This is a genomic window from Plantactinospora sp. KBS50, assembly GCF_002285795.1.
Classification (GTDB): Bacteria; Actinomycetota; Actinomycetes; order Mycobacteriales; family Micromonosporaceae; genus KBS50.
This window is the reverse complement of sequence record NZ_CP022961.1, coordinates 5071714-5087886: the sequence shown is the minus strand read 5'-3', so window position 1 is coordinate 5087886 and position 16173 is coordinate 5071714. Positions and strand designations below refer to the sequence as shown.

General features: G+C 73.3%; 13 protein-coding genes and 1 pseudogene. 13 read left to right on the top strand and 1 reads right to left on the bottom strand.

Translation table 11 applies throughout. The features are described 5' to 3' along the window. Position 1 precedes the first annotated feature (1 nt). Together CIK06_RS21830 and ppdK are read left to right on the top strand one after the other, a co-directional pair. On the top strand, positions 2 to 2179 hold the full coding sequence (locus tag CIK06_RS21830; RefSeq protein ID WP_095566375.1) for an alpha/beta fold hydrolase: 2178 nt from the start codon (positions 2 to 4) through the stop codon (positions 2177 to 2179). 398 nt (positions 2180 to 2577) lie between these two features. Continuing rightward, complete coding sequence (gene ppdK / locus CIK06_RS21825; protein ID WP_095568030.1) at positions 2578 to 5259, top strand: pyruvate, phosphate dikinase; 2682 nt, start codon at positions 2578 to 2580, stop codon at positions 5257 to 5259. Positions 5260 to 5368: 109 nt separating this feature from the next. Here ppdK and CIK06_RS32035 read toward each other — a convergent pair whose 3' ends face one another. Continuing rightward, positions 5369 to 5878 carry a roadblock/LC7 domain-containing protein gene (locus CIK06_RS32035; RefSeq protein ID WP_157756889.1) on the bottom strand — a complete coding sequence of 170 codons (510 nt, stop codon included), beginning with the start codon at positions 5876 to 5878 and terminating at the stop codon, positions 5369 to 5371. A gap of 238 nt (positions 5879 to 6116) precedes the next feature. Here CIK06_RS32035 and CIK06_RS21815 point away from each other — a divergent pair, with 238 nt between their 5' ends. The 11 genes and pseudogenes from CIK06_RS21815 (at position 6117) to CIK06_RS21765 (ending at position 16118) form a co-directional block, all read left to right on the top strand. Further along, positions 6117 to 6470, top strand: coding sequence for a VOC family protein (locus tag CIK06_RS21815; protein WP_095566374.1), 354 nt, complete (start codon positions 6117 to 6119; stop codon positions 6468 to 6470). A 25-nt stretch (positions 6471 to 6495) separates the two neighbouring features. Further along, entirely contained in the window at positions 6496 to 7812 is a 1317-nt protein-coding gene (locus CIK06_RS21810) for a deoxyguanosinetriphosphate triphosphohydrolase (RefSeq protein WP_095566373.1), read from the top strand. 10 nt (positions 7813 to 7822) lie between these two features. Next, positions 7823 to 8674: a siderophore-interacting protein gene (locus CIK06_RS21805; protein WP_095566372.1), complete on the top strand. Its 852-nt coding sequence runs from the start codon at positions 7823 to 7825 to the stop codon at positions 8672 to 8674. Between the two features lie 192 nt (positions 8675 to 8866). Continuing rightward, positions 8867 to 9751: an ABC transporter ATP-binding protein gene (locus CIK06_RS21800; protein ID WP_095568029.1), complete on the top strand. Its 885-nt coding sequence runs from the start codon at positions 8867 to 8869 to the stop codon at positions 9749 to 9751. Then, a pseudogene (locus CIK06_RS21795) lies at positions 9748 to 10598 on the top strand (ABC transporter permease). Before CIK06_RS21800 ends, CIK06_RS21795 begins: the two are co-directional and overlap by 4 nt. 12 nt (positions 10599 to 10610) lie before the next feature. Further along, positions 10611 to 10865, top strand: coding sequence for a helix-turn-helix transcriptional regulator (locus CIK06_RS21790; RefSeq protein WP_095566371.1), 255 nt, complete (start codon positions 10611 to 10613; stop codon positions 10863 to 10865). 129 nt (positions 10866 to 10994) lie between these two features. Continuing rightward, entirely contained in the window at positions 10995 to 12875 is a 1881-nt protein-coding gene (dnaG, locus tag CIK06_RS21785; RefSeq protein WP_095566370.1) for a DNA primase, read from the top strand. A 3-nt stretch (positions 12876 to 12878) separates the two neighbouring features. Continuing rightward, on the top strand, positions 12879 to 13472 hold the full coding sequence (locus CIK06_RS21780; protein ID WP_095566369.1) for a hypothetical protein: 594 nt from the start codon (positions 12879 to 12881) through the stop codon (positions 13470 to 13472). An 86-nt stretch (positions 13473 to 13558) separates the two neighbouring features. Further along, a complete protein-coding gene (locus tag CIK06_RS21775) occupies positions 13559 to 14488 on the top strand; it encodes an ABC transporter ATP-binding protein (RefSeq protein WP_095566368.1) in 930 nt (309 codons plus the stop codon). 10 nt (positions 14489 to 14498) lie between these two features. Beyond that, positions 14499 to 15299, top strand: a complete 801-nt coding sequence (locus tag CIK06_RS21770) for an ABC transporter permease (RefSeq protein WP_095566367.1) — start codon at positions 14499 to 14501, stop codon at positions 15297 to 15299. 9 nt (positions 15300 to 15308) lie between these two features. Beyond that, positions 15309 to 16118, top strand: a complete 810-nt coding sequence (locus CIK06_RS21765) for an ABC transporter permease (protein ID WP_095566366.1) — start codon at positions 15309 to 15311, stop codon at positions 16116 to 16118. The last annotated feature ends 55 nt before the right edge of the window (positions 16119 to 16173 follow it).

Here is a 16173-nt window from a genome sequence, read left to right as displayed (position 1 = left end):
GATGACCGGACTGGACCTGCTCGACCGGCTGCTGAGCCGGCACCTGGCCGAGGGCCGGGGCGAGGCGACCGCGTACGTCGACGCCGAGGGCCGGATCGGCTACGCCGACCTGCACCGCGCGGTCGGCGCCTACGCGGCCCGGCTGGCCGCCGCCGGGATCCCGCCGGGCTCGCCCGCGCTGGTGGTGGCGGACGACGCGGTCCCCACCGTGGTGGCCGTGCTCGCGCTCTGGTGGCGCGGCCTGGTCGCGGTACCGGTGAGCCCGTTGCTCACCGGAGCGGAGCTGGCCTTTCTGGCGGCCGACTGCGGCGCCCGGTACCTGCACCTGGACGCCCGCGCCGCCACCGCGACGCCGGCGGAGGGCGCCCTCGACGTCCCGCGCGGCGGGCCGGACTGGGCGGCGCCGACGGACCTCGCGCCGCCACCACCCGCGGTCCCGGGACCCGACGAGGTGGTGTTGATCCAGTACACCTCGGGCAGCACGGGGGTGCCGAAGGGCGTCCTGCACACGGTCTCCGGCATCGCCGCCGTGCTCGACGGGTTCGGCCGGCTGCTGGACCTCGGCCCGGCGGACCGGGTGCTGTCCACCGCCAAGCTGTCCTTCGGGTACGGCTTCGGCAACTCGCTGCTCTTCCCGCTCGCGGCCGGCGCGTCCACGGTGCTGCACGCCGGCCCGCCGGACGTGTACGCGGTGAGCGCGGCGATCGAACGGCACCGTCCCACCGTGCTGTGCGCGGTGCCGCGCATCTACACGGCGCTGCTGGACCGCGCCCGCGAGCGCGGGTCGGCCGACCTGGGTCCGCTCCGGCTCGCCGTGTCGGCCGGCGAGCACCTGCCGGCGCCGGTCTGCGCCGAGTTCGCGCGCGTCTGCGGGGCGCCGCTGGTGAACGGGCTGGGCGCCACCGAGGTGCTGCACATCGTGGTGGCGACCCGCGGCACCGAGCCGGGCTCGACCGGTACGGCGGTGCCCGGCGCCCTGATCACCGTGCGGGACGACGACGGCCGGGAGGTGGCGGACGGCACCGAGGGCCGGCTGCACGTCGCGGGCCGGTCGGTGGCGGCCGGCTACCTGGACCGCCCGGAGGCCGCGGCCCGGACCTTCGCCGACGGCGGCGCGTACACCGGGGACGTGGTGCGGCGCGGTCCGGACGGCACGATCGGGTACGTCTGCCGCCGCGACGACCTGCTCAACATCGGCGGGTTCAAGGTGTCGCCGTTCGAGATCGAGGCGGCGGCCCGCGGCGTACCCGGACTGGCCCAGTGCGCGGTGGTCGGCTCGCGCGACGCCCGCGGCCTGGAACAGGCGGTCGCGTACGTGGTGCCGGAGGCCGGGGCCGACCGCGCGGAGCTGCGCCGCGTCGCCCGGGCCGCGTTCCGGCGCGGCCTGCCGCCGTTCAAGCGGCCGGTGACCGTCGAGGTGGTGGACGAGTTGCCGGTCACCTCCACCGGCAAGCTGGCCCGGTACCGGCTGCGGGCGGCCCCGGTCCGGGCGGCCGAGGTCACGCTGCGGACGCTGCGCGCGGGGGACGGGCCGACCCTGCTCTGCATCCCGCACGCCGGCGGATCGCCCGGCGCGTTCAGCCGGCTGGCCCGGCAGCTGCCGGACGGCTGGCGGGTGCTGGCCGGTGCGGCGGAGCACGACGCCGACGCCGATCTGGACCAGGTGGCGCGGGCCTGGGCCGACGCGGTCCGCCCGTACCTGTCCGACCGGACCGTGCTGCTCGGTCACAGCCTGGGCGCGGTGCTGGCGCTCGCCGTGGCGGAGCTGGTCGGCGCGGAGCTGGCCGGCACCCGGCTGCTGCTCGCGGCCCCGCCGCTGCGCGAACGCGGTGCGGTGCGGGCGTTGCTCACCGAGCCGGACGACGGCGCCCTGATCGCCCGGCTGTCCGGGCTCGGCCTGCTGCCGGAGACCTCGCTGAGCCCGGAGGAGATCGGCCGGCTGCTGCTGCCGCGGTTCCGCCGGGACATCGCGCTGGCCCCGGACGGCCTCACCGGGCCGGTGACCGTGCCGGTCCGGGTGCTGGTGGGCGCCGGCGACCGGCTCTGCCCGCCGGAGGCGGTGCCGGAAGACCTGCCGGCGGAGCTGGTGCTGGACTGCCGCGTGGTGGCCGGCGGCCACTACTTCCCGACCGCCGAGCCCGCCGCGGCCGCCGCCGCCATCGCCGAGCTGTTCGCCTGACCCCCTGCCAGTTGGCCCGGCCTCCTGGGCCACTCGGCTGGCCTCCTGGCCGTTCGGCTGGCCTCCTGGCCGTTCGCCTGGCCTCCTGGCCGTTCGGCTGACCCCCTGCGCGGTTGTGCGCGGGGGAGCGCTCCCACGTACCGGGGCGAAACGGTACACCCAGGACTGTTGTGCGGATTGTCACCGAGTGCTGCCCCGGCGCCCGCCGGTCGCTTAGCCTTCGGCCACCTAAACGGCTGCTCAGGGGCCCAGCGTAGGCGTGCTGGTCGGCCCTGTTGTGGTCGCCTGGTGGCGGGGTATGAACAAACCAAACCTTCGTTCAGTGTCGAACGGCTCGGGAGGCTCCGGTGGCAGCGCAGACCAAGTATGTGTACGACTTCGCCGAGGGCAACAAGGACATGAAGGACCTGCTCGGCGGCAAGGGCGCCAACCTGGCGGAGATGACCAACCTCGGCCTGCCGGTGCCTCCCGGGTTCACCATCAGCACCCAGGCGTGCAACGCCTATCTGGACAGTGGCGAGACCCCGGACGGGCTGGACCGGGAGATCGGCGCGCACCTGGCGGCGCTGGAGCGCGCCATGAACCGGAAGCTCGGCGACCCGGCCGACCCGCTGCTGGTGTCGGTCCGCTCCGGCGCCAAGTTCTCGATGCCCGGCATGATGGAGACCGTCCTCAACGTGGGACTCAACGACGAGAGCGTGCACGGGCTGGCCCGGCAGGCCGGCGCGGCGCAGGGCGCCGACTCCGCCGCCGCGCAGCGGTTCGCCTGGGACTCCTACCGCCGGCTCATCCAGATGTTCGGCAAGACGGTCTGCGACGTGCCCGGCGACGAGTTCGAGCACGCGCTGGAGGGCGCCAAGAAGGCCAAGGGCACGACCAGCGACCTGGATCTGGACGCCACCGACCTGCGGGCGCTGGTCGAGGCGTACAAGAACATCTTCGTCCAGCACACCGGCCGCGACTTCCCGCAGCACCCGCGCGAGCAGCTCGACCTCGCCATCAACGCGGTTTTCGAGTCGTGGAACGCCGAGCGGGCGGTGCTCTACCGCCGGCAGGAGCGGATCCCCGCCGACCTGGGCACCGCCGTCAACGTGGTGACCATGGTCTTCGGCAACCTCGGGCCGGACTCCGGCACCGGTGTGGCGTTCACCCGCGACCCGGCCAGCGGCAACCAGGGCATCTACGGCGACTACCTGGCCAACGCCCAGGGCGAGGACGTGGTGGCCGGGATCCGGAACACCGTGCCGTTGCAGGAACTGGAACGGCTCGACAAGACCTCGTACGACGAACTGCTCGGCATCATGGCCCGGCTGGAGGAGCACTACCAGGACCTGTGCGACATCGAGTTCACCATCGAGCGCGGCAAGCTGTGGATGTTGCAGACCCGGGTCGGCAAGCGGACCGCCGCGGCGGCGTTCGTGATCGCCACCCAGCTGGTCGACGAGGGTCTGATCGACCTCGACGAGGCGCTCAACCGGGTCACCGGGGTGCAGCTCGCGCAGCTCATGTTCCCGCGCTTCGGCACCGGCGCCAAGGCGGACCTGGTGACCACGGGCATGAACGCCTCGCCCGGTGCGGCGGTCGGGCAGGCGGTCTTCGACTCGCAGACCGCGGTGCGGCGCTCGGCGGCCGGCGAGCAGGTCATCCTGGTCCGCCGGGAGACCAACCCGGACGACCTGGACGGCATGATCGCGGCCCAGGGCATCCTCACCTCCCGCGGCGGCAAGACCTCGCACGCCGCCGTGGTGGCCCGGGGGATGGGCAAGACCTGCGTCTGCGGCGCCGAGGAACTGGACGTGGACACCCGGGGCCGGCGGTTCACCGGTCCCGGCGGCCTGGTCGTCGAGGAGGGGGACGTCATCTCGATCGACGGCAGCAGCGGCGCCGTCTACCGGGGCGAGGTCCCGGTGGTGCCGTCACCCGTCGTGGAGTACTTCGAGGGGCAGCTCGACCCGACGGACGAGAAGGCCGACGAACTGGTCCGCGCGGTGCACCGGATCATGTCGCACGCCGACGAGGCGCGCCGGCTGGCGGTCCGGGCCAATGCGGACACCCCGGAGGACGCCGAGCGGGCCCGGCGGTTCGGCGCCCAGGGCATCGGGCTGTGCCGTACCGAGCACATGTTCCTTGGCGAACGGCGGCAGTACGTGGAGCGGCTGATCCTGGCCGACTCCGACAGCGAGCGCGAGCAGGCGCTCGCCGCGCTGCTGCCGTTGCAGCGGGAGGACTTCATCGGCATCTTCGCCGCGATGGACGGGCTCCCGGTGACGGTCCGGCTGCTCGACCCGCCGCTGCACGAGTTCCTGCCGGACATCACCGAGCTGTCGGTCCGGGTGGCGGTGGCCGAGGAGCGGGGCGAGGCGCACGAGAACGAGCTGCGGTTGCTCCAGGCCGTACACCGGTTGCACGAGCAGAACCCGATGCTCGGACTGCGCGGGGTCCGGCTCGGCATCGTGGTGCCCGGACTGTTCGCCATGCAGGTCCGGGCGATCATCGAGGCCGCCGCCGAGCACCGCAAGGCCGGCGGCGAGCCCCGGGTCGAGATCATGATTCCGCTTGTCGACGCCGTACAGGAGCTGGAGCTGGTCCGCGACGAGGCCGAGCGGGTCGCGACCGAGGTGTGCCAGCGGGAGGGCATCGAGGTGCCGCACCTGATCGGCACGATGATCGAACTGCCCCGGGCGGCGCTGACCGCCGGCCAGATCGCCGAGGCGGCCCAGTTCTTCTCCTTCGGCACCAACGACCTGACCCAGACGACCTGGGGCTTCTCCCGGGACGACGTCGAGGCCGCGTTCTTCTCGGCGTACCTGGACCGGGGCATCTTCGGGGTGTCGCCGTTCGAGACCCTGGACCGGGACGGGGTGGGCCGGCTGGTGCGGATCGCCTGCGAGGAGGGCCGGGCCACCCGCCCGGACCTCAAGCTCGGGATCTGCGGCGAGCACGGCGGCGACCCGGACTCGGTGCACTTCTTCCACGAGGTCGGTCTGAACTACGTGTCCTGCTCGCCGTTCCGGGTTCCGGTGGCCCGGCTGGAGTCCGGCCGCGCGGCGGTCCGGACGGCCGGCTCGGACAGCCGCTGATCCGCCGCGCCGGCGGTGCCGCTGGCGGTGTTGGTGGCGCCGGCGGCACCGGCGGCGGTGGTGCTGGCGGCGGTGGTGCTGGCGGCGGTGGTGCTGGCGGCGGTGGTGGTCAGGGCCGACCGGGTGGGCGTCGCCGCGCGCCGAGGCCGGACCGCGAGGTGAGCATCGGCGCCCGGGCGGCCCGCGAGGTACGCAGCTCGGTCGCCGGCCGCGGGGCCGGAATGGCGGCGGTGCCCGGGGCCGGCGGCCAGAGCGAGTCGACGAGGCCGCCCAGCCGGTGTGCCAGGGCCCGCCCCTCCGGGTGCAGCCGGGCCAGGTTCACCGCAGGCCGGGTCACCACGGCCAGCAGGGCCTGCCAACCGGCCGGGTAGCAGATCACGTAGCCGTCGGTGCCGTGCACCACGAACTCGCGCAGCCGTCCCTGCCCCACCGTTTCGGCGAACCGGCCACTCAGGCCGGCGCCGGCGGCCGCCATCGCGGCCACGTGTTCCGGGTTGATCCGGGAGAGGTCGCTGGTGATGTGCAGGCCGTCGACGCCGGCCAGCACGCTGCCGGCCACATCGGACCGACGCTGGCGCAGCTGTTGCAGCTCTCGCCGCAGGACGGCTTCGGCATCCACAGGCGTCTCCTTGCGGGCTGTCGGCCGCCGCTGGGTCAGGGCGCGCCGTTCGGCATCCGGTGACGTTCCGCTTCCGGCACGCTACACCCGGGTCGGGTCGCGGCGGGTGCCCCGAGGCCCGGCGATCGGTCAGCAACTCTGCCCTATCGGGGGTTGCCATCACCGGATCGGCGGTTCCGGCGCCATCGGCGTAACCTACCGGGACGGGTTGGCACCGTTTCGCGAGGAGGCATCGCCGGTGGGCAGTATCTGGGAGAACATGGTGGTCGATGCCCAGGATCCGGCCCGGCTGGCCCGCTGGTGGGCCGCGGCGCTCGGTTACCAGATCGTCCACGAGTCCGCCGACGAGGTGGAGATCCGGCGTAGCCGGGACACCCTGCCCGCGCTCATCTTCGTACCGGTCCTGGACGACAAGACCACGAAGAACCGGCTGCACCTGGACCTGCGCCCGGACGACCGGGAGGCCGAGGTCGAACGGCTGGTGGGGATGGGCGCCCGGCACGTCGACGTGGGACAGCCGGCCCAGGTCCGGTGGACGGTGCTGGCCGACCCGGAGGGAAACGAGTTCTGTGTGCTGGACGCGCTGAGCTGACCCGTTCGGCGACTACGCTTCGCGGATGACCAGCACCCCGGCGTCCGGGACCGCATGGCACGATCCCGGTCCCGCCGCGGCCGGTGATCCGCGGGACGCGCAGCGGTGGGTACCGGAACCGGTGAAGGACACCGAGGACGGCCGCGGGCCGTTCCAGCGCGACCGCGGCCGGGTGCTGCACTCCGCCGCGTTCCGGCGGCTGGCCGCCAAGACCCAGGTGCACACCGCGGGCACCGACGACTTCCTGCGGACCCGGCTGACCCATTCGCTGGAGGTCGCCCAGATCGCCCGGGAGATGGGGCAGCGGCTGGGCTGCGACCCGGACGTGGTGGACGTGGCCGGCCTCGCGCACGACCTGGGCCACCCGCCGTTCGGGCACAACGGTGAGACCGCGCTGGACGCCGTGGCCCGCGACTGCGGAGGCTTCGAGGGCAACGCGCAGACGCTGCGGGTGCTCACCCGGCTGGAGGCCAAGGTGTACGGCCCGGACGGGCACTCGGCCGGGCTGAACCTGACCCGGGCCGCGCTGGACGCCACCGTCAAGTACCCGTGGCCGCGCCGGCCCGGGCTGCGCAAGTTCGGGCTGTACGCCGACGACGAGCCGGTGTTCCGCTGGCTGCGCGACGGTGCGCCCGAGGGGGTGCGCAGCCTGGAGGCGCAGGTGATGGACTGGGCCGACGACGTCGCGTACTCGGTGCACGACGTGGAGGACGGGGTGCACGGCGGCTATCTCACGTTGACCCGGCTGGTCGAGGACCCGGACGAGCGGGCGGCGCTCTGCGTCGACGTGGCGGCGACGTACTCGGCCGAACCGATCGACTACCTCGCGGGCGTGCTGTCCGAACTGCTCGCCGACCCGGTGCTGGCCCCGCTGTCCGGGTACGACGGTGGACACCGCGCGTCGGCCGCGGTGAAGGCCACCACGAGCGTGCTGGTCGGGCGGTTCGTGGCCGCCGCCATCGCGGAGACCAGCCACCGGTACGGCCCGAGCCCGGTTCGCCGGTACGACGCCGACCTCGCCGTGCCGCGGCCGGTCCGGGCGCAGTGCGAACTGCTCAAGGGCATGGCCCTGCGGTACGTGATGCGCCGCAGCGGCGCCCGGGCCAGGTACGAGCGCCAGCGCGAGGTGCTGACCGAGTTGGTGCTGCGGCTGGCCGAGCGGGCTCCGGACGGGCTCGATCCGGTCTTCGCGCCGCTGTGGTCGGCGGCACCGCACGACGCGGCCCGGCTGCGGGTGGTGATCGACCAGGTCGCCTCGCTGACCGATCCGGCGGCCGTCTCCTGGCACCGCCGGTTCGTCGCTGGCGACGCTCGGCGTGCCGGACCGCCGGGGTTAGGCTAACCTAAGTTGCATGGCGGAACGGACAAGACGGGTGACCACGGTCCGGGTGGTACGGACCGAGCGACTCACCCCGCACCTGATCCGGGTGGTGCTCGGCGGTGAGGAACTGGCCGGGCTGCCCGTGGGCGGTTGCACCGACCACTACGTGAAGCTGATCTTCCCGCGCCCGCAGGTGCGGTATCCCGAGCCGTTCGACCTCGCCGCCGTGCACCGGGACCTGCCCCGCGAGCAGTGGCCGCGGCTGCGGTCGTACACGGTGCGGGCCTTCGACCCGATGGCCCGGGAGTTGATCATCGACTTCGTGTACCACGGCGAACACGGCCTGGCCGGGCCGTGGGCGGCCGCCGCCCGCCCGGGGGACGTGATCCGCTTCCTCGGCCCCGGCGGCGGGTACGCCCCGGACCCGGCGGCGGACTGGCACCTGCTGGCAGGCGACGAGAGCGCGCTGCCGGCCATCGCGGCGGCCCTGGAACGGCTGCCGGCCGACGCGGTGGCGAGGGTGTTCGTCGAGGTCGCCGATCCGGCCGAGGAGCAGAAGCTGCCCGCCGGCCCGGACGTCGAGATCGTCTGGCTGCACCGCAACGCCGAACCGGTCGGCGCGGCCCTGGTCGCCGCCGTCACCGCGCTGGACTTTCCGCCGGGCGACGTGCACGCTTTCGTGCACGGCGAGGCGGACGCGGTCCGCCGGCTGCGCCGGCTGCTGCGGATCGACCGGGCGGTGCCGGCCGACCGGCTCTCCATCTCCGGCTACTGGCGCCGCGGCGTCGACGACGAGGGTTGGCGCGCGGCGAAGGCCGACTGGAACCGCGACGCCGAGGCCGAGGAGTCCGCGGCGCTGGGGGCGGCGCCGACCTCGTCCTAGCGTCCTCCGATAGCCGGCGGAAGCCCTGGCGCGGGCCGCAGGTGCGCGATCGTATGTAGTACACCTGCTACATTGCGAGGCACTGGTTCGGTTATCAGGGGGAGAGCTGTGACAGCGGTGCGGGAGCGGGATTCGTTGCGGGAGGCCGGTCCGCCGGTCGAGGACCTGGTGCTCGACGTTCGGGACCTGCGCATGAGGTACGGCTCCACCGACGTCCTGCACGGGGTCACCTTCACCGCCCGCCAGGGCGAGGTGCTGGCCCTGCTCGGCCCCAACGGCGCGGGCAAGACCACCACCATCGAGATCCTGGAGGGCTTCCGGCTGCGCTCGGCCGGCGAGGTCAGCGTGCTCGGCGTCGATCCCGGACGGGCCGGTGAGAGCTGGCGGGCCAGGGTCGGCGTGGTTCTGCAGTCGTGGCGGGACCACGGCAAGTGGCGGGTCCGCGAGCTGCTGGCGCATCTCGGTTCCTTCTACACGGCGTACTCGACCGACCGGATCCGGCGGCCCTGGGACGTCGACGAGCTGATCGTGGCCGTGGGCCTGGGGGAGCAGGCGAACCGCCGGGTGTCCCAGCTCTCCGGCGGGCAGCGGCGGCGGCTGGACGTGGCAGTCGGCATCGTCGGCCGGCCCGAACTGCTGTTCCTGGACGAGCCCACGGTCGGCTTCGACCCGGCCGCCCGGCGGGAGTTCCACGACCTGGTGCATCGGCTCGCCGATCTGGACGAGACCACGATCCTGCTGACCACGCACGATCTGGACGAGGCGGAGAAGCTGGCGGACCGGATCCTGATCCTGGCCGGCGGCCGGGTCATCGCCGACGGCTCGGCGGACCAGCTCTCCCGGCAGGTGGCCGCCGAGGCCGAGGTGCGCTGGACGGTCGACGGGGACCGGTTCGTGCACTCGACGGCGGACGCCACCCGATTTGTCCGTGAGCTGTTCCGGCAGCACGGCGACGCCGTGGCCGACCTGGAGGTACGGCGGGCGAGCCTGGAGGACACCTACATGACCCTGGTGTACGAGCACGAGTCGGGGGTGCGGGGCGACGGCACCCGCCCGCGCACGGAGTTGAGCCGATGAACCCGACCACCGCCGCCGTCCGCGCCGGCCTCTCCCGGGGCTGGACCGAGCTGCGCAACTCGTTCACCAACACGCAGGACCTGTGGAGCTACTTCTTCCCGACCGCGGTCCTGCTGATCGTCATCTTCTTCCTGCGCGGCTCCACCGTGCCCGGTACCGGATTCTCGCTGGGCACCCGGACACTGCCCGGCACGCTGGGCATGGGGATGGCCTTCACCGGCCTGGTCGGGGTGGCCCAGCAGCTCGTCGTGGAGCGGGAGGACGGCACGCTGCTGCGGGCCAAGGCCATTCCCAACGGCACGCTGGGCTATCTCATCGGCAAGATCGTGGCGGTCTCCGGGATGGCGATCATCGGACTCATCATCCAGGTGGTGCCGGCCAGCCTGTTCCTCGACGGGCTCGCGCTGAACCGCCCGGGCAACTGGCTGACGCTGGTCTGGGTGGTCGCGTTGGGGCTGGTGGCGACGCTGCCGATCGGCGCGGTGCTCGGCGCGTTGTTCGACAACCCGCGCAACATGGGCCTGGTGGTGCTGCCGATCATGGGTACCGTCGCCATCTCCGGCATCTTCTATCCGATCAACAACCTGCCCGGCTGGGTGCAGGGCGTCGCCCAGGCGCTGCCGATCTACTGGCTGGGGTTGGGCATGCGCTCGGCCCTGCTGCCCCGGACCTGGCCGCGGTGGAACTGGGCCACTCGTGGCGGCACCTGGAGACCGCCGCCGTGCTGGGCGGCTGGGCGGTGCTCGGCCTGGTGCTGGCGCCGGTGCTGCTGCGCCGGATGGCTCGCCGCGAGTCGGGCTCCCGGGTCGCGGCCCGGCGGGAACGGGCCGTCCGGAGGGCGGGCTGAGGGGCGTTGACGATGAGTGAGACGGTCCACAACCGGATCGCCATGCTCCGCGCCGAACGCGGCATCTCCCGCCGCCAGCTTGCCGAGGCGCTGGCGGTGCACTATCAGACCGTCGGCTACCTGGAACGCGGCGAGTTCCGGCCGAGCCTGCATCTGGCGCTGCGGATCGCCGCGTACTTCGAGGTGCCGGTGGAGGTGGTCTTCTCGATCGAGCCGTTTCCCCGGCTCGGCGAGGCCGAGCCGACCGCCGACCGCCGGCCCGCCTGACCCGCGCCGGCCCGCCGGCCCGCCGACCCGGCCCGCCCCGCGGGCCGGGCGGCCGGGCCGTAGCGCGGGCGGACCCGGCTGGGGGGAGATCGCCGGGGCAGGGCAGGATGTATCCCGGAGGGGGTGCGGATGGCTGGTCGGATCCGGGACGAGGATGTCGCACTGGTCCGGGAGCGCACCTCGATCGCCGACGTCATCTCCGAGTCGGTCACGCTGCGACCGGCCGGTGGCGGCAACCTCAAGGGGCTGTGCCCGTTCCACGACGAGAAGTCCCCGTCGTTCAACGTCTCGCCGGCCCGCAACGTCTGGTACTGCTTCGGCTGCGGCCAGGGCGGCGACGCCATCAAGTTCCTGATGGACGCCGAGCACCTGACCTTCGTCGAGTCGGTCGAACGGCTGGCCGGCCGGGCCGGCATCCAACTGCGCTACATGGAGGCCGGCCCCGCGCCGGTCCGGGCGCAGCAGGGCCAGAAGCAGCGGCTGGTCGCGGCGCACGCCGCCGCCGCCGAGTTCTACGCGGGGCAGCTCGGCACGCCCGCGGCGCGGGCGGCCCGCGAGTTCCTCGCGCAGCGCGGCTTCGACCGGGCCGCAGCCCAGCGGTACGGCTGTGGCTTCGCCCCGGACGGCTGGGACCCGCTCACCCGGCACCTGCGCCAGCAGGGTTTCACCGGTCCGGAACTGGTCACCGCGGGGCTGTCCCGGGAGGCCCGCTCCGGTTCGCTCATCGACCGGTTCCGTCGCCGGCTGCTGTGGCCGATCCGGGACCTGGCCGGGGACGTGATCGGCTTCGGGGCGCGGAGGCTGTTCGACGACGACGATGGTCCGAAATACCTGAACACGCCCGAGACGCCCATCTACAAGAAGTCCCACGTGCTGTACGGGATCGACCAGGCCAAGCGGGAGATCGCCAAGCAGGGCCGGGCGGTGATCGTCGAGGGCTACACCGACGTGATGGCCTGCCACCTGGCCGACGTACCGGTGGCGGTCGCCACCTGCGGCACGGCCTTCGGCGCGGACCACATCGGCGTGCTGCGCCGGTTGCTGATGGACACCGACGGTCGGGAGGGTGAGGTCATCTTCACCTTCGACGGCGACGCGGCCGGACAGAAGGCGGCGCTGCGCGCCTTCGAGGAGGACCAGCGGTTCGTCGGGCGCACGTTCATCGCGGTGAGCCCGGACAGCATGGACCCGTGCGAGCTGCGCCTGGCCAAGGGCGACACGGCGGTCCGGGACCTGGTCGCCCGCCGCGAGCCGCTTGTCGACTTCGCGCTGCGCCAGGCGATCAGCCGGTACGACCTGGACACCGTCGACGGCCGGGTGGAGGCGATGCGCCGGGCCGCTCCGCTGGTGGCGCGGATCAAGGACCGGGAGAAGCGTCCCGAGTACGTCCGCAAGCTCGCCGGCGACCTGGGCATGGAGATCGAGCCGGTGCAGCGGGCGGTGCAGGCCGCGGCGGCGCAGCCCCCGGCCGCCGGCCGCGCGGAGGGTCGCCGGGCCGCCGAGCCGGCCCCACCCCGGCGCCCCGAACCGACGATCGACAGCCCGCAGTCGCTTGTCGAGCGGGAGGCGCTGAAGCTGGCCCTCCAGGTGCCGGTGCTGGCCGGGCCGATGTTCGACGCGTTGGACGAGGCCGCGTACCTGCATCCGGTGCACCGCGTGTTGCGTGCGGCGGTCGCCGCGGCCGGCGGCGCCGCGGTGGCGACCGGCGGCGCGGTCTGGATCGAACAGGTCCGGGACGCCTGCGCCGATCTGGCGGCCCGTGCCCTGGTGGGGGAGCTGGCCGTGGAGCCGCTGCGGATCGACGGCGACCCCGATCCCCGGTACGTCTCGGTGACCCTGGCCCGGCTGGAGCTGGGCTCGGTGACCGTCCGGGTCCGGGACCTCAAGTCCAAGATCCAGCGGGTGAACCCGGTGGCCAACAAGGACGAGTACTTCGCGCTCTTCGGCGAGCTGCTGTCGTTGGAACAGCATGCCCGGGCGCTGCGCGAACAGGCCGCGGGAGGGCTGTAGGCGATGGGACTGTTCGGGCGCCGGCCGCGCCTGCCGGCGCAGCACCGACCGGCGCTGGCCCCCGGCGAGCGGGTGCTGGCCTGGGCCACCGTGCCGGCCGACGGCGGTACGGCCGCGGCGGACGGCGGTACGGCCGCGGCGGACGGCGGTACGGCCGCGGCGGACGGCGGGGTCGTGGTGGTCACCAACCACGGGCTGTGGGTGCCGGACCGGACCGACCGGTGGGGCTGGCACGAGCTGCACAAGGCGGTGTGGTCGGGCCGCGAGCTGACGGTGACCCCCGCCACCCGGGTCGCCGACCGCGACGGGTACGCCGTGGTGGCCGACGCGCCGGTACGGACGTACCTGCTGCTCTCTCCGGGAAACGTGCCGGAGCAGGTCCGGGCCAGGCTGACCCGTTCGGTCGGCTACACGGTGCACCACCGGCTGGCCGTCGGGGGAGTCCGGGTGGTGGCCCGGCGGGTCACCGGCGTGGACGGGTTGACCTGGACCGTCCGGTACGACACCGGGGCCGCGGCCGACGATCCCGCCACCGTCGCCGCCACCGACGACCTGGTCGCGGCCGCCCGCGCGGCGACCAGGCCGGCCGACCTCTGAGCGGCTGTCGAGCGCCGTCCGGGCGGCCCGGTGCCGCCGGACAAATCCGGTGGGGTTTTGTCGGACCGGCGGGCTAGGGTCGCCTCGTGGCTCAGCAACCGCTCATCCGCGCCCGAAACCTGGTGAAACGCTTCGGTGACTTCACCGCGGTGGCCGGCATCGACGTCGATGTGCAGCCGGGGGAGGCGTTCGGATTCCTCGGGCCCAACGGCGCCGGCAAGTCCTCCACCATGCGCATGATCGGCTGCGTCTCCCCGCCCACCGAGGGTGAGCTGCGGATCCTGGGCCTAGACCCGGTGCGGCAGGGTCCGCAGATCCGGGCCCGGCTGGGCGTCTGTCCCCAGCTGGACAACCTCGACCCGGAGCTGACCGCGCGGGAGAACCTCACCACCTACGCCCGCTACTTCGGCATCCCGCGCAGGGTGGCCCGGCAGCGGGCCGCCGAGCTGCTGGATTTCGTGCAGCTCACCGAGCGGGCCAACAGCAAGGTGGAGCCGCTGTCCGGCGGCATGAAGCGGCGGTTGACCATCGCCCGGGCGCTGGTCAACGAGCCGGAGATCGTGCTGCTCGACGAGCCGACCACGGGGCTCGATCCGCAGGCCCGGCACCTGGTCTGGGAGCGGCTGTTCCGGCTCAAACAGCAGGGCGTGACGCTGGTGCTCACCACGCACTACATGGACGAGGCCGAGCAGCTCTGCGACCGGCTGGTGGTGATGGACGGCGGCCGGATCGCCGCCGAGGGATCGCCCCGGGACCTGATCGAGCGGTATTCCACCCGGGAGGTGGTCGAGCTGCGCTTCGCGGCCGAGTCCCAGGAGGCGTTCGCCGACAAGCTGGCCGGGATCGGCGACCGGGTGGAGGTGCTGCCGGACCGGGTGCTGCTGTACGTGCCGGACGGGGACGCGGCGCTGGCCACGGTGCAGGCCCGGGCGCTCACCCCGGCCAGCGTGCTGGTGCGGCGCAGCAGCCTGGAGGACGTCTTCCTGCACCTGACCGGCCGGACGCTTGTCGACTGACGGGGGGTCTGTGGTGGTGACGCGGGAGCAACGGGTGGTGTCGGCGCCGCCCCGCTGGCCGGGGCTGGCCGTCCTGGAGTACTACCTGGTCAGCTACCGGCGGACGTGGCGGGCCAGCGTGCTGTCCTCGTTCCTGCTGCCGGTGCTCAGCATGCTCGGCTTCGGCCTGGGCGTCGGGGCGTACGTCACCGGTGGCGTGGCCGGGGTGCCCTACTTCGACTACGTGGTGCCGGGGCTGATGGCCGCCACCGCGGCGCAGGTCGCCGTCGGCGAGTCCACCTGGCCGGTGTTCAGCAACTTCGAGTGGATGAAGACCTACTTCGCCCAGGCCGCCGCCCCGCTGCGGGTGCGCGACGTACTGGTCGGCCACCTCGGCTTCGTCTGCCTCCGGGTGCTCGCCAGCGGCCTGGTGTTCCTCGCCGTGGCCGCCGCGTTCGGCGCGGTGCACTCGGTCTGGGCGCTTGTCGTTGCGCCCGTGCTGGTGCTGGTGGGGCTCGCGGTGGCGGCGCCGGTGTTCGGCTACACCTCGTCGGTGTCCAGCGACAACTACCTGGCGCTGCTGTTCCGGTTCGGGGTCATCCCCATGACGCTGTTCTCCGGGGTGTTCTTCCCGGTCGGATCGCTGCCGGTGGTGCTGCGCGCGGTCGCGTACGCGCTGCCGCTCTGGCACGGCGTCGACCTGTGCCGGGCCGCCGCCCTCGGCGTCGCCCCCGACTGGTCGGTGGCCGGGCACCTGATCGTTCTGGCCGGTTGGTCCGTGTTCGGCTGGTTCCTGGCGCGGACCCGGTTCCGCCGCCGGCTCGTGGTCTAGGGGATATCTGTGGTCAGTCTCGTCCTGCCCCGGCTGGTCAGCTTCGAGGGCGCACCCCGGCGCGCGGCCTCGGTGGCCGAGCGCAACGTGACGGCGTTGAAGTCCGCGTACTGGATCGTGTTGATCTCCGGCTTCTTCGAGCCGCTGCTCTACCTGCTCTCCATCGGGGTCGGAGTGGGCGCGCTGATACACCAGCTCACCCTGCCCGACGGTCGGGTGGTGGGCTATGCGGCCTTCGTGGCGCCGGCCATGCTCGCCTCCTCGGCCATGACCGGCGCGATGGCGGAGACGACCTTCAACTTCTTCGGCAAGATGAAGTACATGAAGCTGTACGACGGGATCCTCGCGACCCCCGTACAGCCGTTCGAGATCGCCCTCGGCGAGCTGGGCTGGGCGATGGTGCGTGGCACGCTCTACTCGGCGGCCTTCCTGGCGATCATGGTGTTGCTGGACCTCACGTCGCCGGGTCGGGCGCTGCTGGCGCTGCCGGCCGCCGTGTTGATCGGCTTCACCTTCGGCGCGCTCGGCATGACCCTGTCCACGCTGATGCGCAGCTGGCAGGATTTCGACCTGATGGGCTCGGCCCAGTTCGTGCTCTTCCTGTTCTCCGGCACGTTCGTCCCGGCCGAGGCGTACCCGGCGGTGCTGCGCTGGCTGATCGAGGTCACCCCGCTCTACCGCTCCGTCGACCTGGTCCGCACGATCACCACCGGCGGTTCGGGATGGTCCTGGCTGGTCGATGTCGGGTACCTTGTCGGGCTCACCCTGCTGGGGCTCACGCTGGCGTCCCGGCGGATGGCGGCGAAGCTGTACACCTGACCCGACCGGCCCGACGGACCGGGCGAGCCGGCCCGCGACCGGGGCGACCCGCCCG